Source organism: Nonomuraea sp. NPDC049655, assembly GCF_044465465.1.
Lineage (GTDB): Bacteria > Actinomycetota > Actinomycetes > Streptosporangiales > Streptosporangiaceae > Nonomuraea.
This window is the reverse complement of sequence record NZ_JBITLS010000009.1, coordinates 374,809-391,626: the sequence shown is the minus strand read 5'-3', so window position 1 is coordinate 391,626 and position 16,818 is coordinate 374,809. Positions and strand designations below refer to the sequence as shown.

17 protein-coding genes are annotated in these 16,818 nt (G+C 74.1%); 11 read left to right on the top strand and 6 right to left on the bottom strand.

Going from position 1 to position 16,818, the window contains the following annotated elements; genetic code table 11:
- Nucleotides 1-77: 77 nt before the first annotated feature.
- A complete protein-coding gene (locus ACIBQ6_RS29355) occupies nucleotides 78-1,028 on the top strand; it encodes a sulfotransferase (protein ID WP_358297470.1) in 951 nt (316 codons plus the stop codon).
- Nucleotides 1,029-1,113: 85 nt separating this feature from the next.
- On the opposite strand, the gene ACIBQ6_RS29350 is transcribed toward ACIBQ6_RS29355, so the two are convergent.
- Entirely contained in the window at nucleotides 1,114-2,019 is a 906-nt protein-coding gene (locus tag ACIBQ6_RS29350; RefSeq protein ID WP_358297473.1) for a hypothetical protein, read from the bottom strand.
- A 199-nt stretch (nucleotides 2,020-2,218) separates the two neighbouring features.
- On the opposite strand from ACIBQ6_RS29350, the gene ACIBQ6_RS29345 reads away from it, so the two are divergent.
- The 5 genes from ACIBQ6_RS29345 (at nucleotide 2,219) to ACIBQ6_RS29325 (ending at nucleotide 6,551) form a co-directional block, all read left to right on the top strand.
- On the top strand, nucleotides 2,219-2,695 hold the full coding sequence (locus tag ACIBQ6_RS29345) for an NUDIX hydrolase (RefSeq protein WP_397215833.1): 477 nt from the start codon (nucleotides 2,219-2,221) through the stop codon (nucleotides 2,693-2,695).
- Nucleotides 2,696-2,829: 134 nt separating this feature from the next.
- A complete protein-coding gene (locus ACIBQ6_RS29340; RefSeq protein WP_397215832.1) occupies nucleotides 2,830-3,651 on the top strand; it encodes an SDR family NAD(P)-dependent oxidoreductase in 822 nt (273 codons plus the stop codon).
- A gap of 104 nt (nucleotides 3,652-3,755) precedes the next feature.
- Entirely contained in the window at nucleotides 3,756-4,907 is a 1,152-nt protein-coding gene (locus ACIBQ6_RS29335; protein WP_397215830.1) for a sensor histidine kinase, read from the top strand.
- Nucleotides 4,904-5,560, top strand: coding sequence for a response regulator transcription factor (locus ACIBQ6_RS29330; protein WP_358297483.1), 657 nt, complete (start codon nucleotides 4,904-4,906; stop codon nucleotides 5,558-5,560). Before ACIBQ6_RS29335 ends, ACIBQ6_RS29330 begins: the two co-directional genes overlap by 4 nt.
- Nucleotides 5,561-5,762: 202 nt before the next feature.
- On the top strand, nucleotides 5,763-6,551 hold the full coding sequence (locus ACIBQ6_RS29325) for an alpha/beta fold hydrolase (RefSeq protein ID WP_397215828.1): 789 nt from the start codon (nucleotides 5,763-5,765) through the stop codon (nucleotides 6,549-6,551).
- A gap of 11 nt (nucleotides 6,552-6,562) precedes the next feature.
- Here ACIBQ6_RS29325 and ACIBQ6_RS29320 read toward each other — a convergent pair whose 3' ends face one another.
- A complete protein-coding gene (locus tag ACIBQ6_RS29320) occupies nucleotides 6,563-6,946 on the bottom strand; it encodes a VOC family protein (RefSeq protein WP_358297488.1) in 384 nt (127 codons plus the stop codon).
- A gap of 480 nt (nucleotides 6,947-7,426) precedes the next feature.
- Between ACIBQ6_RS29320 and ACIBQ6_RS29315 the strand changes: the two genes are divergently transcribed.
- A complete protein-coding gene (locus ACIBQ6_RS29315) occupies nucleotides 7,427-8,071 on the top strand; it encodes a TetR/AcrR family transcriptional regulator (protein WP_358297491.1) in 645 nt (214 codons plus the stop codon).
- A 195-nt stretch (nucleotides 8,072-8,266) separates the two neighbouring features.
- On the opposite strand, the gene ACIBQ6_RS29310 is transcribed toward ACIBQ6_RS29315, so the two are convergent.
- Nucleotides 8,267-9,319 carry a Glu/Leu/Phe/Val dehydrogenase dimerization domain-containing protein gene (locus ACIBQ6_RS29310; protein WP_397215825.1) on the bottom strand — a complete coding sequence of 351 codons (1,053 nt, stop codon included), beginning with the start codon at nucleotides 9,317-9,319 and terminating at the stop codon, nucleotides 8,267-8,269.
- 170 nt (nucleotides 9,320-9,489) lie between these two features.
- Entirely contained in the window at nucleotides 9,490-11,349 is a 1,860-nt protein-coding gene (locus ACIBQ6_RS29305) for a trypsin-like serine peptidase (RefSeq protein WP_397215822.1), read from the bottom strand.
- Nucleotides 11,350-11,681: 332 nt separating this feature from the next.
- Here ACIBQ6_RS29305 and ACIBQ6_RS29300 point away from each other — a divergent pair, with 332 nt between their 5' ends.
- Nucleotides 11,682-12,650, top strand: coding sequence for an NAD(P)-dependent alcohol dehydrogenase (locus ACIBQ6_RS29300; RefSeq protein WP_397215821.1), 969 nt, complete (start codon nucleotides 11,682-11,684; stop codon nucleotides 12,648-12,650).
- Between the two features lies 1 nt (nucleotide 12,651).
- Here ACIBQ6_RS29300 and ACIBQ6_RS29295 read toward each other — a convergent pair whose 3' ends face one another.
- Nucleotides 12,652-13,380, bottom strand: coding sequence for a ThuA domain-containing protein (locus tag ACIBQ6_RS29295; protein WP_397215820.1), 729 nt, complete (start codon nucleotides 13,378-13,380; stop codon nucleotides 12,652-12,654).
- 145 nt (nucleotides 13,381-13,525) lie between these two features.
- On the opposite strand from ACIBQ6_RS29295, the gene ACIBQ6_RS29290 reads away from it, so the two are divergent.
- Nucleotides 13,526-14,596 (top strand): hypothetical protein, encoded by a 1,071-nt coding sequence (locus tag ACIBQ6_RS29290; protein ID WP_397215819.1) that lies wholly within the window; start codon nucleotides 13,526-13,528, stop codon nucleotides 14,594-14,596.
- Here the strand turns inward: ACIBQ6_RS29290 and ACIBQ6_RS29285 are convergent.
- A complete protein-coding gene (locus tag ACIBQ6_RS29285; RefSeq protein ID WP_397215818.1) occupies nucleotides 14,536-14,802 on the bottom strand; it encodes a hypothetical protein in 267 nt (88 codons plus the stop codon). The genes ACIBQ6_RS29290 and ACIBQ6_RS29285 overlap by 61 nt on opposite strands.
- 159 nt (nucleotides 14,803-14,961) lie before the next feature.
- Here ACIBQ6_RS29285 and manA point away from each other — a divergent pair, with 159 nt between their 5' ends.
- The gene (gene manA, locus ACIBQ6_RS29280) at nucleotides 14,962-16,131 is read left to right on the top strand and encodes a mannose-6-phosphate isomerase, class I (RefSeq protein WP_397215817.1); all 1,170 of its coding nucleotides are present in this window, start codon (nucleotides 14,962-14,964) and stop codon (nucleotides 16,129-16,131) included.
- 59 nt (nucleotides 16,132-16,190) lie between these two features.
- A complete protein-coding gene (locus ACIBQ6_RS29275; protein ID WP_358297513.1) occupies nucleotides 16,191-16,805 on the top strand; it encodes a flavin reductase family protein in 615 nt (204 codons plus the stop codon).
- The last annotated feature ends 13 nt before the right edge of the window (nucleotides 16,806-16,818 follow it).

Below are 16,818 nucleotides of genomic sequence, written 5' to 3'. Positions count from 1 at the left end.
TGCGGGAGCCTCTTGGCTTCCTATACTTTTGGTAGGAAAATCAGGCAATACCGGTTCTCGTCACTGGGAGGCTGACGGTGCCCTTGCCCGATTTCCTGATCGCGGGAGTGCCCAAAGCGGGGACGACGGCGCTGCACACCGCGCTGCACCCGCACCCCGACCTGTTCCTGTCGCCCATCAAGGAGCCGAAGTTCTTCCTCACCGACGGGCCACCGCCCGGACGGGGCGGACCGGGCGACGCCGAGACCTACCGGGAACACGTCTGGCGGCGCGCGGACTACGAGGCGCTGTTCGCCGCCGCTCCCCCCGGCACCCGCGCCGGCGAGTCCACCCCCTTCTACCTGTACGACCTGGACGCCCAACGCCGCATCCGGGAGACGATCCCGCACGTCCGGCTCATCGTGAGCCTGCGGGACCCGGTCGAGCGCGCCCACTCCAACTGGACCCACCTGTGGTCGGCCGGCCTGGAGCCGATCGGCGACCTCGTCCGCGCCTGCGAGGCCGAGCCGGAGCGCATCGCGGCCGGCTGGGCGCACTTCTGGCACTACACCGCCCTCGGCCGGTACGGCGGGCAGCTCGCCCACCTGTTCACCCTGTTCCCCCGCGACCAGGTGCTCATCTTCCGTTACCGGGACATCGTGGACCGTCCGGCCGAGACCCTGGACCGCATCTGCGGCTTCCTCGGCGTGCGGCAGGGGCTGCTCACCGGCGTCCCGAGGGAGAACGTGACCGCGCACCCGGACCCCGGCGCGCGGCACGCGTTGCTGTCCACCCTGCGCCGCGCCCTTCCCGCGGCCCTGTCCGGGCCGCTGGAGCGGCTGCTCCAGCGGCGCGGCCGGGCGCGCCGGCCGCTGGAGTGGGCGCAGCGGCAGCGGCTGATCCCCTACTTCGCGGCGGACGTCGAGCTGCTCCAGCAGGTCACCGGCGAGGACTTCAGCGACTGGCTGCGGCCGCGGGAACGTTCGGGCGGGCTGGTCGGCAGCCGGCCACCCGGCCAGCGCCAGGCCAGAAACGGCCGCGCCCCCTGACCACGGGCCCCCACCACGGACCCCCTGACCGCGCCCCCTGACCGCGGCGCCGCACCGGGACGGGCCCGGCCGGCGAGCGGGCCGGTCAGTGGGGCGGGCGGAGTTCCGTGCGCAGGTCGTGGGCGCCGTCGGCGCGCGTGTACTCGTAGTAGAGGCGCAGGCCGCCGTCCGGCAGGTCGACGAAGGTGAGGTAGCGCAGGCCGCCGCCGTGGTGCGGCGACATCGCGGCGGGCCGGTCGCCCAGGGCGGCCAGCGCGTCGGGGTCGGCCCCCACGGCCACGCCGGTGCGCTCCTCGTAGTTCTCCTCCGCGCTGCCGCGGCCGTCGTAGAAGGCCACGACCCGGTCGCCGTCGAAGCGCACGGCGCTGATCCGGACGCCGCGGGCGTCCCACAGGCCGGGGCGGCCGGTCAGGGCGGTGCCGTGCCAGGTCCAGTCCAGGCCGTCGGCGCTGGTGGCGTAGTCGGTCACCATCCGGTCGGCCTCGTCGGGGTCGGCCAGCGGGTGGCAGGAGGCCCACAGGTGCCACACGTCGCCGCGCCGCACGATCACGGTGTCCTTGACCCCGGTCTTGGGGTCGCCGGGCAGCACCGTCGTGCGGGTGCGCGGGTCGAACGCGGCGGGATCGGCGGCCTCGACGACCTCCACCCGCCAGTGCTTGGTGCCGGGCGTGGCGCAGCTCAGGTACAGCCGCCAGCGTCCCTGCGGGGTGCGGACCAGCGCGGGCCGCTCCAGCGACTCGGCGTCCATCTCCTCGCGGGTGATCGTGGTCAGCGGCTCGAAACGCTCGCCGTCGGACGAGCGGGCGACGACGACCGCGTAGCCGCGGCCCTCGCCGACCGGGCGGCGCAGGCGGTAGGCGAGGTAGATCAGCCCGTCCGCGGCGACGGCGCTCGGCGCCCCGGCCCAGTGGCCGTGCGCCGGGACCGGCGGCTCGACCGCCACGACGGCGCGGCCGGGATCGGGGAGCAGGGCGTTCTCGTCGATCGACATGGAACCGAGGCTAGGCCAGGACGTGGAGCCGGACATGGCTGCTTACCTCTCCTTGGGATTATCCTTATTACCTATAGACTTTATGGGGTTATGGCCGTCCGCCGCATGCCCGGCACGCCGGAAGTGCGGGCGCGTTTTCGCGGCGCCGTGCGCGCAGCGACCCCTCCGGTGGCCGGCGTCCCACGCATATGCTGGACCGATGCCCACCCCTGAGTTCGTCCTCGCGCTGCGCGAGAAGATCGGCACCGAGCCGCTGTGGTTGTCCGGGGTGACCGCGGTCGTGCTGCACGAGGACCAGGTGCTGCTGGTCCGCCGGAGCGACACCGGCGCCTGGACGCCCGTGACCGGCATCATCGACCCGGGCGAGCAGCCGGCCGACGCCGCGTTGCGCGAGGTGGCCGAGGAGACCGGAGTGCGGGCCGTCGCGGAACGGCTGGCCCTGGTGCACGTCACGCGCGAGGTCACCTACCCCAACGGCGACCGGGCCCGCTACCTCGACCTGGTGTTCCGCTGCCGCTGGCGGTCCGGCGACCCCCATCCGGCCGACGGCGAGAACAGCGAGGCCCGCTGGTTCCCCCTGCGGGAGCTGCCGGACCTGAGCGCCGACATGCGCGCCCGCCTCGACGCCGCCCTCGGCGACGCCCCGGCCGCCCGCTTCCACACCACCGACCACTGACCACGCCCCCCATCCCTGACTGCGGGCCCCCTCGCCGCGTGCCCCCCTCACCGCGCGGCCATGGGCCGGCCCGGCGTGGCGGGTGCGCTGCCCCGCGATCTATGGTGGGGGCCGGATGCGGAAGGATCGGGCCCATGGCGGGAAAGACCATCGTCCTGACCGGCGCCAGCGACGGCATCGGCCGTGCCGCGGCACGCGCCCTGCGACAGCGGGGCGACGAGGTCGTCCTCGTCGGCCGGTCGGCCGGCAAGACCGCGGCGCTGGCGAAGGAGCTCGCGGCCGACCACCACGTGGCCGACTTCGCGCGCCTGTCAGAGGTACGCGACCTGGCGGCCACCCTGCTCGACCGCCACCCGGCCATCGACGTGCTGGTCAACAACGCCGGGGCCATCATGGGCTCGCGCACCACCACGCCCGAGGGCCACGAGGCGACCTTCCAGATCAACCACCTGGCGCCGTTCCTGCTGACCACGCTGCTGCTGCCCCGGCTGCTGACCGCCGGCGGCACGGTCGTCACCACGTCCAGCCTGCTCAACACCCGCGCCCGGCTCGACCTCGACGACCTCGACGCGGTGCGCCGCTACTCGGGCAGCCGGGCGTACGCCAACTCCAAGCTGGCCAACATCCTGTTCACCCGCGAGCTCCAGCGCCGCCACGGCGAGGACGGCCTGGCCGCGGCCTCCTTCCATCCCGGCGTGGTGGCCACCAACTTCTCCGGCGGCGGCGACAGCGCGGCGCGGCTGCTCTACCACACGCCGCTCAAGCGGTTCCTGCTCACGCCGGAGCAGGGCGCCGACACCCTGGTCTGGCTGGCCACCTCACGGCCGGGCGCCGACTGGGCCCCCGGCGGCCACTACGAGAAGCGCCGGCCTTCGGCCGTCCACCGCCTGGCGGACGACTCCGGCCTGGCACGCCGCCTGTGGGAGCGCAGCCAAGCGCTCGTCGAGCTCGCCTGACCGGTCCCACGGCCGCGGGTGTGAGTGGTGGGCGGCGGAGGGCCGACCCCGTCATGCCGGTGTTAGGTCGGTGGCGGCATCCTGGAGTCCCCGGAAGGAGACAGATGCCGCCACGTCCCAGGCTGCCCGAACGTACGGTCCGGCTGCGCTTCACCCTCCTGTACGGCGGGCTGTTCCTGGCCTCCGGCGCGGGCCTGCTGGTCCTGGTCAACCTCGTCGGCATGCCGCTGTCGCGGACCGTGCCGGTGCCGGGCCGGCCCGGCGGCCGGCCGGCCCCGGCCGCCGCCGAGGAATACATCGCCCTGCTCCAGGCCCAGCTCGCCGACGTGCACGCCACGCAGTCGCGTCAGCTCCTGGCCGGGTCGGTGCTCGCGCTGGCCGTCATGGCCGTGGTGTCGATCGTGCTCGGCCGGGTGGTCGCGGGCCGGGTGCTGCGCCCGCTGCGCACGATCACCGCCGCCACCCGCCGCATCTCCGCCGACAACCTGCACGAACGCCTGGCCGTGCCGGGCCCGGCCGACGAGGTCAAGGACCTGGCCGACACCATCGACGGGCTGCTCGCCCGCCTGGAGGACGCCTTCGCCGCGCAGCGCCGGTTCGTCGCCGACGCCTCGCACGAGCTGCGCACCCCGCTGGCGACCATGCGGGCGCGGCTGGACGTGGCCGTGGCGAAGCCGGAGCCCGTACCAGACCAGACGCTGGCGCTGGCCGACCGGCTGCGCACCGACCTCGACCAGGTCGACCGGCTCCTGGAGGGCCTGCTCGCGCTGGCCCGCGCCCAGCACGGCAGCCTGCCCGACGCCGCCGCGATCACGCTCGGCGACCTGGTGCGGCACACCCTGGACGCCCGCGCCGCCGACCTCGCGGCCCGTCGCCTCACCCTGGACGACGAAAGCGTCGCGGAAGGGGCGCGGACGCGGGGCAGCGTCGCGCTGGTCACGCGTATGGTGCACAACCTCGTCGACAACGCGATCGTCCACAACCAGGACGGCGGCTGGATCAGGGTCGAGGCCGCGGCCGACGGCCGGTGGGCACGCCTGGTCGTGGAGTCCGGCGGGGACCGGCTCGACCCCGAACAGGTGGCGCGGCTGGCGCGGCCGTTCCAGCGGCTCGGCGCGGACCGCACCGGGTCGGCGGACGGCTCGGGGCTCGGCCTGTCGATCGTCGCGGCCGTCGCGCAGGCGCACGGCGGCGCCCTCGACCTCGCGGCCCGCCCCGAGGGCGGGCTGCGCGCCACCGTGCGGCTGCCGGCATGAGGGTGCTGGTGGTGGAGGACGCGCGGGCGCTGGCCGCCGTGCTCGCCGAGGGCCTGCGCGACCAGGGCATGGCCGTCGACGTCGCCCACGACGGGCTGGAGGCGGCGGCCAAGCTCGACCTCGCCCCCTACGACGTGGTGCTGCTCGACCGCGACCTGCCGGGCATCCACGGCGACACCCTCTGCCAGATGCTCACCGACCAGGACGAACGCCCCATGGTCCTGATGCTGACCGCGGCCGGCTCGCCCGGCGACCGGGTGAGCGGGCTGACCCTGGGCGCCGACGACTACCTGGCCAAGCCCTTCCACTTCCCGGAGCTGGTGCTGCGGGTGAGGGCGCTGGCGCGCCGCCGTCCCGGCGCCCGGCCGCGCACGTTGCGCGGGGCCGGGATCGAGCTCGACCCGCTGCGGCACACCGTCACCCGGGACGGCCGTCCGCTGGAGCTGTCGGTCAAGGAGTTCGCCGTGCTGGAGGCGCTGCTGCGCGCGTCGCCCGGCTTCCTGAGCACCGAGGCCCTGCTCGAACAGGTCTGGGACGAGCACGCCGACCCGTTCACCAACACCGTGACCGTCACCGTCGGCCGCCTGCGCCGCAAGCTGGGCGAACCGCCGGTGATCAGCACCCGGCCGGGCGTGGGGTACCGGATCGGGTAGCGGGGCCGTCCGGTGCTCCCAGGTGATCTTCACCGGCGGGGGTGCAAGGTCAGACCAGGGGCTGATGCGCGGCGGGGTTCCGTCTGCGATCGTGAGGGCGTGAGGGCGTGAGGGCGTGAGGGCGGCTGGGGGCGCACCCTGGCGGTGATCGTCCGCGCGACGGGGCCGGTCCGCCCCTGGTGAACAGGCAGGAGGAGACGCCGTGATCAGATTCGGCTATGCCGACACCCCGTTCGGCCAGATCCACCACGCCTCATGCGGCACGGGCGAGCCGGTGCTCCTGCTGCACCAGACCCCCCGCTCATGGGACGAATACCGCGAGGTGCTCCCCCTGCTCGGCCGCACCCGGCGGGCCATCGCCATGGACACGCTCGGCTTCGGCAACTCCGCCCGCCCGCCCGAGCACTCGATCGAGACCTACGCCGCCGGCGTGTTAGCCCTGATGGACGCCCTCGGCCTGCCGCGAGCCGCCGTGGCCGGGCACCACACGGGCGGCGTCATCGCGGTCGAGACGGCGGCGCGCGCGCCCGACCGCGTCACCGCCCTGGTGCTGTCCTCCACGCCGATGGTCGACCCCGACGGGCGGCGGCGTCGTGCGGGCCATCCCTCCATCGACGCCGTGCGCGCGCAGTCCGACGGCTCCCATCTGGGCGAGTTGTGGAGCCGGCGGGCCCCCTACTACCCGTGGCCGCTGCTGAGCCGGTTCGTCCGCGACGCGCTGACGGTCCTGCCGGAGGTGGAGCGCGGGCACGAGGCGGTGGCCGCGTACCGGATGGAGGAGCGGGTCGGGCTGGTCCGCTGTCCGGCGCTGGTCGTCGGAGCCACCGACGACCCCTTCGCCTTCCCCGAGCTCGAACGCCTGGCCGCCGCCCTTCCCCACAGCACCCAGGCCGTGGTCAAGGGCGGCGTGATCCCGCTGGAGCACCAGGCGGCGGAGTTCGCGGCGCTCGTGGCGGACTTCCTCGACGGCCCGGCCCGCGAGACCGGCTGAGGCGGCCCCGGTCAGGCGGGAGTCACCCACTCGACGAACTGGATGACGATCCCGTTGGGGTCGGTCACCTGGAACAGGCGCTCACCCCAGGGCTCCTCGCGCAGCGGCATGGTGATCTCGACGCCCGCGTCACGCAGCAGCTTCTCCTGCCCGTCCAGGCCGCCGTCCAGGGTGAAGGCCAGGATGAGACCGGAGGCGTGCTGGTCGCGCTGCTCCGGCGGCAGGACTTCGATGCCGCGGGCGAGCAGCACGATGTCCATCGCGTCGGCGCGGGTGAGCGAGGCGAACCCGTCCGCGGCGACCCGGACGGTGTAGCCCAGGTGTTCGGTGAAGAACGCCTGGGAGGCGGCGACGTCGGCAACGGTGAGCGAGACGGTGGACGTGGTGATCTGCAAGAAGGTCTCCAAGAGGGATGAGAACGGCTGAACGAAACACGAACCGCCGGTTAGGACGGCCCTGCCCGACGTCGACCACGACGGCCGACGACCCCAGCGGACGTGGCCCGCCATAGACGGCGTCGGTGGACGGCGTCGGCGCTGAACGTGGTCAGGGTGAGGGACGGTCGTCGCGGGAGGGGGGTCAGTGAGCGCGGCGGCGGGGGAGGTTGCGGGTCACTTGCGGGTCCTGCCATCCCCGTGCGCCATGGTCGGCGGACGGTCTGCGGACTCCGCCGCCCGGAAGGGAAGAGTGCTGCGACTTGCGTTCGCGGCCCTCCGACGCCCCGAGGTCGATCTTGAAAGCTACAGCCGGGAAGCGCTTGAGTTCCAAGCAGGTTCTCCTTTTCGTTCGTCGGTCAAAAACTTACAACGGACGTAAATATAGTCCGAGGGTTCGAGGGTGTCAACGTAAAAATACAACGAGGGTAAGATTCCTTCATGGCTCACGAGACCTCGCCCGCACCCGGCCTCCGCGAATCCAAGAAGCAGGAGACCCGGCAGCTCATCTCCGACCACGCCACCAGGCTGTTCATCGCCCAAGGGTTCGAGCAGACCACCATCGCCGAGATCGCCACCGCCGCCCGCATCGCCAAGAAGACGGTGACCAACTACTTCCCGCGCAAGGAGGACCTGGCCTTCGACCATCAGGAGGCGTTCACGTCCGCCCTGGCCGACGCCGTCGCCGCCCGCGGTCCCGGCGAATCGGCCCTGTCCGCTCTACGACGTGCCTTCCTGGCCTCCGTCGCGGCTCAGGACCCGGTGGCGGGGTTCTCCGGACCGGAGTTCGCCCGCATGATCGCCGACAGCCCCACCCTGACGTCCTGCCTGCGCGGCCTGCACGACCAGCGCGAACAGCACCTCGCCCGGGCCCTCGCCGACGCCACCGGCACGACGGCAGACGACATCACCGTCCAGACCGCCGCCGGGCTGCTGGGAACCGTGCACCGGGTGCTGTTCCAGCGCATCCACGAGCTCACCTTGGCGGGCCTGCCCAACGACCGCATCGCCGACACGATCGCCCCCGACGCCACCCGCGCCTTCGACCTCCTAGAACCCGCACTCTCCAACTACGCCCCCGCCTGAAGACCCGCCTGAGTCTCAGAAGGCCGCCTCCCCAGTTCCGGTAGGCCGCCCCTGGTCTCAGGAGCCGCAGAGTCCTGGGCAGCGCCGCCGAGGTCAGAGCTGGCCTGAGCCTCGTGGGCGGCCCCCCAAAAATCCGCCACCCACTTAGGAGCCGCCCGCTCAGGAGCCGCTGGCCGCTCAGGGGTCGTCCCAGTGTCAGGAGTCCTCCGGGTCGGGGGCCAGCGGTGGGGTGGGTGGGAGGTGCCAGGTCGTCAGGAAGGCTTCGGCCAGGGCGCAGGCGCCGGCGTACGGGCCCTCGGCATGGGACAGGGCGGCGGCGGTGATCTCCGCGACACGGTTCTCGACCAGGTGGCCGACCTCGTCCGCGGTGGAGACCGTTCCCGCCCGTTCGGCGAGGTAGCCGATCGTGGCACCCGCCCCGCAGACGAAGTCCGCCAGCGTCACCACACCCCGCTCCCCCAGCGTCCGCAGCCCCCGCGCGGTGTAGGGCACGTTCGCGGCCGGCGCGATCAGGCCGGCCCGCACCGTCGCCGCCCGCCGCGCCGACAGGGTGCCGGTCCGCGCCCCGGGAACCAGCACGTCGGCGGGCGCCTCGTACAACGCCTCGGGTGGCAGCACGGGCAGGCCGAGCCGGGTCACGCAGGCGTCGCCGTGCTCGGCGCGCAGTTCCTCCAGGGCCGCGACGTCCAGGCCGGCGGGGTCGCTGACGCATCCGTGCAGGGTGGACAGGGCGACCAGGCGCGCGCCGCGCCGCGCCGCCTCGCGCACGACGGCGCTGCCCACCTTGCCGAAGCCCTCCACCGCCAGCGTCCGCCCGGCCAGGCCGCCGAGCGCCGTCGCGGCGGCCACGACCACGCCCAGCCCGGTGACGACGGTGTCCACCAGCTCGCCGCCGGCCTCCTCATGCATGATCGAGTCGGCCCGGTACCCGGGCAGCGGCGCGAAGTCCTGCGTCCGCGTGCCCAGGTCCGAGGAGGTGAGGAAGGTGCCCTTCTCGACCAGCGGCGCGACCTCCTGGCAGAAGCGCGCCACCGTGCCCGCCCGGTCGGCCGGCGAGGCCCGGAGCACCGCCTTGGCCCCGCCGATCCGCTCGCCGAGCACGGCCAGCTTGTACGTCATCGCCCGAGCCAGCAGCCCCGCCTCCTCGCGGGTGACGTCCGGCGCCAGCCGGGTGCCGCCCGCGCTGACCGGGCAGTCCAGGTCGAAGGCGATGCAGCCGTCCACCGAGACGAGTTCCATGATCCTCATCCGCGCTCCCCGCGTCCGTGCGAACCGTGCCTGCCGCCCAATCTCTGCGCCGCCCGGCCGCCTGTCCATGGGTCACCGTCGATCGGAATGCGCGCCCGGAACACGCTCCAGCGCCGGGCCCCCTGGCCATGGGTCAGCCCTGGCCGGGAAGCCCGGACGCGTGTCCAGGGTCAGGGAGCGTTGTATCCCAAGGTGTACGGACCGGTGCCGGAGTAGGAGTGCACCCGGTAGCGGTAGTAACCGGCCGCGCCGGTGTAGGTGAGCGTCTCGTCGGCTCCCGACCCGGCGCTCTGCGCGACCGTCGCCCACGTGGACCCGTTCCAGCGCTGCAGGTACAGGTCGAAGTCGGCGCCGGACGGGCCGTCCAGGCACGCCTGGTGCGGGCCGGTGACGGTGGTCTGCAGATATCCGCCGTCGGGCTGGTACTGCTCCGCCCCGGAGGCCAGCGTCCCGGACTTGGTGGTCTCGTAGCCGGAGCAGCCGCCCGCGACGGCCACGGACAGGGCGAAGGCGACCGTGTGCGTGGCGGCGGGGCCGGTGGCGGTGACCGTGATCGTGTACATGCCGCCGGGCGTCTGCGCGGAGGTGGAGACCGTCATGACGGACGTGCCGCCCGACTGGACGGTGGGCGGCGCGAACGTCGCGGCGGCCCCCGCCGGCAGCCCGGCGGCGGCGAACTGCATCTGCTGGGGCCCGCCGCGCGTGACGGCGGTGGAGATGGTGCTCGTGGTCGACCCGCCCGGCGTGACGCCGCCGCTCGTGGGCGAGAGCGAGATGGCGAAGTCGTCGCCGCCGCCGTTCGGCGGGGTGTTGTCGATCATGCCGGAGATCTCGTTGTACACCTCGGTGATGCGCGTCCCCCAGTTGGGGCAGCCGCCGAGGTGGTGCAGCGCGATCACCTTGTGGCTGGAGGCGGCGATCACCGGGGAGCCGGAGTTGCCGCCGGAGGTGTCGCAGCGGTAGCCGGTGTTGACGCCCGACGACACCACGTCGATCTTGCAGGCGGCGCCGCCCTGTGTGTCCTCGTACAGGGACAGGCGCTTGGGCAGGGTGTCGCCGTGGCCGGGGATGTAGATGCGCTCGCCCGCCACCGGGGGACGCGGATCGAGGTACAGGGTGCCGAACTGCTGGATCGCGGCGAAGTCGGCGACGCTGAAGAGCGTGTAGTCGAGCGCTTCGAGTGCGCTGGTCTTCAGGAACTGGCCGCCGCCGACCTTCGTCCCGGCGCCCGGGTTGTCGCCGCCGCAGGTGGCGCAGTCGTAGTCGAACTGGAACTCGCTGGCGCTCAGGTCGGCGGCGCTCTCCATGCAGTGGTGGTTGGTCAGCATGCGGTTGGTGTTGCCGACCCGCCAGGCCGTGCAGTAGCCGAGGCCGTTGAGCAGCTGGCGGGCCACGGCGCGGCTGCGGGCGTACTCGGTGGGGTTGCTGTCCTTGTAGCAGACCACGTCCCGCCGCGCGTCGGTGCCGCAGACGCTGAACGTCCGCGGCGTCAGGGCCGCGGCCTCCTGGGTGGTGTAGCCGCGGAAGTACCGGTCGATGCGCACGCCGAAGCCCTGCCGGGCCAGCCGGACGGCGTTGCGCGGCCCGGACGCGTGCAGGGTGACCACGGCCGTGTCGCCGTCCACGGAGAGCGCGGCGAAGCCGGGGACGCCGTGCAGCGTGTACCCGGAGCCGGTCGGGTAGCGCCCGCGGGTGGGGTCGCCGTAGTAGGTGTGGGTCTCGCGGCCGTCCGGCGAGGCGACGGTGACGTAGTCGCCGGGCACGAGGGTGAGCGCGGCGAAGTGCACCTTGACGTACCGGGAGCCGGGCCGGGCGACGCGCGTGCTCCAGCTCCGTCCGGCGGCTCCGTAGGGCAGGGACAGGTCGGCGAGCACCTCCTCGCCGGCCGGGGAGACCCGGCTGTCGAGCTGCGCGTGCAGGGGCGCGGCGGCGGGGGCCTGCGCGAGGGCGGGGGCCGGGGTCGCCGGCGCGACGACGGCCAGCGCGGCGATCAACGCCGTGGCCGCCGCTCTCCATCGGGAAGGATTCATGCGGGGGACACCTCCACGTGAGGGGTGACCGAAGCAGGCCGCCGGTCGCCGGGAGCCGGGCCCGGTCCGGGCGCGTAGGCCGCGCCGGCCAGGGGCCGGCGGAGCCGGCGAACAGGCGGCCCGCCGTGGTGGGGGGTGGGCAGAGGGTAACTCCGCCTCCCATCCGTACCGTTATCGGTAGCGATACCGATATTTCGGGTTATCGGGTGTAAAGGTCCAGCGCGTCACATCAGACAGCCCTCCCCGAGCCGACTGATGTACAAAATCATTGACATGATGTCCGCCTTCTTTTACGTTCATCATGTCTACTTTCTTTGACATGGAGACCTGCCTTGAAGGCCATCACCCGGCACGTCTACGGCCCCCCGGCCCTCACCGACCTCGACCGTCCCGCCCCCGGCCCCGGCGAAGCGCTCCTGCGCGTGCACGCCGCCTGCCTCGACCACGGCGTCTGGCACCTCGGCGCCGGGCTGCCCTACCCCGTCCGCCTCGCCACCGGGCTGCGCCGCCCCCGCTCGCCCCTCCTCGGCCGCGACGTCGCCGGGACCGTCGAGGCCGTCGGCCCGGGGGTCACCGGTCTGGCGGCCGGCGACGAGGTCTTCGGCGTCTGCGACGGCGCGCTCGCCGAGCACGCCGTCGCCCGCGCGGACCGTCTCGTCCCCAGGCCGGCCGGTCTGTCGTCCGAGGCCGCCGCCGCCGTCCCGACCAGCGGGCTGACCGCGCTCCAGGCGCTGCGCGACCACGCCCGCCTGCGCCCCGGGCAGCGCGTGCTGGTCATCGGCGCGGGCGGCGGGGTGGGGACGTTCGCCGTCCAGCTCGCCAAGGCGCAGGGCGCGCACGTCACCGGCGTATGCGGCCCCGGCAAGGGCGACCTCGTCCGCTCACTCGGCGCGGACGAGGTCGTCGACTACACCCGCGAGGAGCCGGCCACCGGCCGCCACGACGTCGTCCTCGACACCGCGGGCAACCGTCCCCTGCGGGACCTGCGGCGGATGCTCACCCGCCGGGGCACGCTCGTGATCGTCGGCGGCGAGAACGCCTCCGGCCGCTGGCTGCACGGCACCGGCCGCCAGCTCCGGGCGACGGCGCTGTCGCCGTTCGTCCGGCACACCCTGCGCGCCCCGATCACCCGGACCGATCCGGCGGACCTGCGCCACCTGGCCGGCCTCGCCGCCAGCGGCGAGCTCACCCCCGTGGTCGGCAGGACGTTCGAGCTGGCCGGCTTCCCCGACGCGATGGATCACCTGCGGGCGGGCCACGTGACCGGCAAGGTCGTCATCGTCATGCCCGGCCCGAGGTAGGTCACCAGTCGCCGGCCTCGACGCGGGTGTTGCGCAGCGGTTCGCCCGCGCCCCCGGCGGGCGCGGCCCACAACACCGCGTTGGCCAGGATCCGCCGCACGCCCGGCTGGTGGAAGACCGGGTAGTTCTGGTCTCCGGGGCTGAAGTAGAAGACGCGTCCCCTGCCGCGCCGGTAGCAGCAGCCGCTGCGGAACACCTCGCCCCCGGAGAAGGAGCTGACGAACACCAGCTCGTCGGGCGCCGGGACGCCGAACGGCTCGCCGTAGGTCTCCTGCTCGGGGATGACCAGCGGCTGGGGCACGCCCGCGGCGATCGGGTGGGCCGGCTCCACCGTCCAGACCAGCTCGCGGTCGGCGCTGTCGCGCCAGTTGACCGTGCAGGTGGTGCCCATGAGGGCGCGGAAGACCTTGGAGTAGTGGCCCGAGTGCAGCACCAGCAGGCCCATCCCGGCCCAGACGCGCTCGCACACCCGCGCCACGACCTCGTCGTCCACCTCCTCGTGCGCCGCGTGCCCCCACCAGGTGAGCACGTCGGTGCCGGCCAGCGTCGCGGCGTCGAGGCCGTGCTCGGGGTCCTGCAACGTCGCGGTGCGCACGCGCACCCGCTCCCCCAGGTGCTCGCGCAGGCCGCCGGCGACCGCGCCGTGCATGCCCTCGGGGTAGCGGCGGCGCACCTCCTCCTCCTGCTGCTCGTGTACGTTCTCGCCCCAGACGGTCACGTTGATGCTCACGCGCGATGTTCTCCCTCCGGACCTGCCGCACCTGCCGTCCGGTCCTTACCCGCCCGCCCGCCGGTTCCGCCACCGATGGGCGGGCGGAAAATGTCTCGCGGGAGGAAGGACGGTTTGGGTAGGTTCGCCAGTGACCATGGAAGTCATGCGAAGCCGCGCGCCCGACGGCCCTCCTGTCGAGATCGCCTGCGACGAGTCCGGCGCGGAGGGCGAGAAGCTCGTCGGCGGCAACACCGACGTGTTCGCCCACGCCGGCGTCTCCCTCGACGTGGCCGCCGCGGCCGACTGCGTGCGCGAGCTGCGCCTCAGGGCGCCCTCACCGGTCACCGAGTTCAAGGCCGAGCACGTGCTGCGCGAGAAGAACCGGGCCACCCTGATCTGGCTGCTCGGCCCGTCGGGCCCCATCCTCGGACGGGCCTGCGTGCACCTGACCGACAAGGCGTACTTCGCCGTCAGCAAGGTGACCGACCTGCTCGCCGGCCACCACTCCAGCCTCGGCCTCGACCGGCACGAACGCTCGGCCGCCCTGGCGGCCACCCTCTACCAGGAGGGCCGCCACGCCTTCGGCCCCGCCCGCTGGACGGCCTTCCTCGACGCCTTCAACCACCTGCTGCGGGCCAGGAACGGCCGCGGCCCCGAGATCTCCGCCGAGTCGGCCTTCGCGCTGGTCGCCGACCTGCGCACCACCCCCGGCCCGGCCGGCGAGATCATGGACGAGCTGTGGGCCGCCCGGCCGCTCGTGGACGCCTTCACCACCCGCCTGCTCGACGACCCGCACGTCTTCCCCGCGCTCGACCCGCTGATCCCGGCCATCGCGCACGCGGTCGCCCACTGGGGCGCGGGCGGCCGGCCCGTCTCGGTGGTGCACGACCGGCAGACGACGCTGACCGAGGAGCGCATCGAGCGGCTGCGGCTGCTGCTGGCCCGCCCGGACGGCCCCGCCGGCCCGCTGGTGCTGACCAGCCTGACGCTGGTCGCCTCGCACCTGGACCCCCGCGTCCAGGTGGCCGACATCGTCGCCGGAGTGGCGCGCAAGATCGCCTCCGAGGAGCTCAACGGCCGCGGCGACCCCGAGCTGACCGGCCTGCTCCGCCCGTACGTGGACCTCGCGTCGGTCTGGCCGGACGAGCGCAGCCGGGCCGCGCTGATCGCGGGTCAGCCGAGCCAGGCGCGCGCCTCGGCGGCGGCCTCCGGGTCGAGCACCGGCTGGGAGTAGACCTCGATCAGCGTGCGCATCAGCAGGCGCTCGCCCTCCGGCGTGGACAGGTCGGCGCCCATGCCGCGGCAGACGTGCGGGTACAGGACCGTGACCGACAGCGCCATCGCGGCCATCACCGCCGCCCGCGCCCGCGGCGGCACGTCGGGCGGATCGGCGCGGTCCTGGTCGGCGGCGGCCAGCCAGCGCTCGCCGAGCCGGGTCATCTCGTCGAACAGCGGCGCGGCCCAGCCTCGGTCAGCGCCCGCGCCAGGTAGGCGCGGTAGGGGCCGAGCGCGGCCACCGGGTTGAAGCCGGCCGGCGGACGGCCGGCGGCCCGGCCCCGGTCGCGCGGGAGGGGCCGCCGGCGACTACGCTCCTGCCCTGTGCCGACGTTCGAACTGCCCCTGCGCCTGGACACCACGATCCGGCCCTACGACTGGGGTTCCGTCACCGCCATGCCCGAGCTGTTCGGCACCGAGCCGACCGGCCGCCCGCAGGCCGAGCTCTGGATGGGCGCCCATCCCGCCGACCCGTCGATCGCCGGCGGCGTGCCCCTCGACCGGCTCATCGCGGGCGACCCCGTCGCCGCCCTCGGCGCGCCGGCGGTCGCGAGGTTCGGGCCCGCGCTGCCGTACCTGCTGAAGGTGCTCGCGGTCGCGCGGCCGCTGTCGCTCCAGGTCCACCCCACGATCGCGCAGGCCGAGGCCGGGTTCGCCGCCGAGGAGGCGCGCGGCGTGCCGATCGGCGACCCGGCCCGCACCTACAAGGACCGCTCGCACAAGCCGGAGATGGTCTGCGCGGTCACGCCCTTCCACGGGCTGTGCGGCTTCCGCTCCCCCGTCGTCACCGCCGGGCTGCTCGCCCGGCTCGGCGTGCCGGGCCTGCAGCCCTGGATCGACGCCCTCGCCGTCCGGCCCGCTGGGCAGGCCCTGCGCGCGGTCTTCGCGCAGATGCTGGACGAGGCCTCCGCGCCGCTGCGCGCCCAGGTCGAGGACGCCCTCGCCGGCGGCTCCGACCCGGACCTGGCCCCGTACGCCGACATCGCCGCGGCCTGCCCCGGCGATCCCGGAGTCGTGGCCGCCCTGCTGCTCAACCACGTCGACCTGCGGCCCGGCCAGGCTCTCTACCTCGGCGCCGGCGTGCCGCACGCGTACCTGGGCGGCGTCGGCGTGGAGATCATGGCCAGCTCCGACAACGTCCTGCGCTGCGGGCTGACCACCAAGCACGTCGACGCGCCCGAGCTGATGCGGGTGGTCGACTTCACGCCCGCCGAGCCGCACCTGGTCGAGCCCGAGCGCCCGGCCGACGGGGAGCGGCGCTACGTCCCGCCGGCCCCCGAGTTCGCCCTCACGCGTTACGACCTGGGCGAGGCCGCCTCCTTCGAGCTGCCTGCCGGGCTGCCCCGGATCGTGTTGTGCCTGGAGGGCGAGGCCCGTCTCGGCGAGCTGACGCTGCGGCCGGGCGAGTCGGCGTTCGTCCCGGCCGTCGCGGGCGCGAGCCTGTCCGGCAAGGGCGTGGCGTACGCGGCCCAGCCAGGTGCCTTTACGATGTAGATCAGCACGACGGGGACATTTCGGCCGGCGGTTGAACGTCGTGTTCCTAGGCTCCTGCCATGAACACGGCAACCCTCGGCCACGTCGCCATCGAACCCAGCATCCTCTACTTCGGCACCCCGGTCGTGCTGCTGAGCACGGAGAACCCCGACGGCACGGCCAACCTGGCCCCGATGTCGTCGGCCTGGGCGCTCGGCCGGACCGTCGTGCTCGGCCTCGGCGCCGACGGGCAGAGCGCGCGCAACCTGGCCGAGCGGCCCGAACTGGTCGTCAACCTGCCGGCCCCGCACCTGTGGCCGCAGGTGGAACGGCTCGCGCCGCTCACCGGCCGCGACCCGGTGCCCGACACCAAGGCGGCCGGCTGCCGCTTCGAGCCCGACAAGTTCGGCGCGGCGGGCCTGCGCCCCGAGCCCTCGCAGACCGTACGGCCGCCGCGCGTGGCCGAGTGCCCTCTCCAGCTGGAGGCGGCCGCGGCGCGGATCACGCCGAACGAGTCCGAGGACTTCGTCATCGTCGAGGCCGTCGTGCGCAGGGTGCACGCCGACCCGCGGATCGTGATCCCCGGCACCCAGCACGTGGACCCGTCCGCGTGGAGCCCGCTGCTGTACAACTTCCGCCACTACTTCGGCCTCGGCCCGGAGCTCGGCCACTCCTACCGGTCGCAGACGGCCTGAGCGCCGCGGCGGG

Bases quoted from the DNA above. Each gene is read 5' to 3' on its own strand.
- ACIBQ6_RS29350 (WP_358297473.1), bottom strand. From the start codon at position 2,019: ATGTCGATCGACGAGAACGCCCTGCTCCCCGATCCCGGCCGCGCCGTC.
- ACIBQ6_RS29345 (WP_397215833.1), top strand. From the start codon at position 2,219: ATGCCCACCCCTGAGTTCGTCCTCGCGCTGCGCGAGAAGATCGGCACC.
- ACIBQ6_RS29340 (WP_397215832.1), top strand. From the start codon at position 2,830: ATGGCGGGAAAGACCATCGTCCTGACCGGCGCCAGCGACGGCATCGGC.
- ACIBQ6_RS29335 (WP_397215830.1), top strand. From the start codon at position 3,756: ATGCCGCCACGTCCCAGGCTGCCCGAACGTACGGTCCGGCTGCGCTTC.
- ACIBQ6_RS29330 (WP_358297483.1), top strand. From the start codon at position 4,904: ATGAGGGTGCTGGTGGTGGAGGACGCGCGGGCGCTGGCCGCCGTGCTC.
- ACIBQ6_RS29315 (WP_358297491.1), top strand. From the start codon at position 7,427: ATGGCTCACGAGACCTCGCCCGCACCCGGCCTCCGCGAATCCAAGAAG.
- ACIBQ6_RS29310 (WP_397215825.1), bottom strand. From the start codon at position 9,319: ATGAGGATCATGGAACTCGTCTCGGTGGACGGCTGCATCGCCTTCGAC.
- ACIBQ6_RS29305 (WP_397215822.1), bottom strand. From the start codon at position 11,349: ATGAATCCTTCCCGATGGAGAGCGGCGGCCACGGCGTTGATCGCCGCG.
- ACIBQ6_RS29290 (WP_397215819.1), top strand. From the start codon at position 13,526: ATGCGAAGCCGCGCGCCCGACGGCCCTCCTGTCGAGATCGCCTGCGAC.
- ACIBQ6_RS29285 (WP_397215818.1), bottom strand. From the start codon at position 14,802: ATGACCCGGCTCGGCGAGCGCTGGCTGGCCGCCGCCGACCAGGACCGC.
- ACIBQ6_RS29275 (WP_358297513.1), top strand. From the start codon at position 16,191: ATGAACACGGCAACCCTCGGCCACGTCGCCATCGAACCCAGCATCCTC.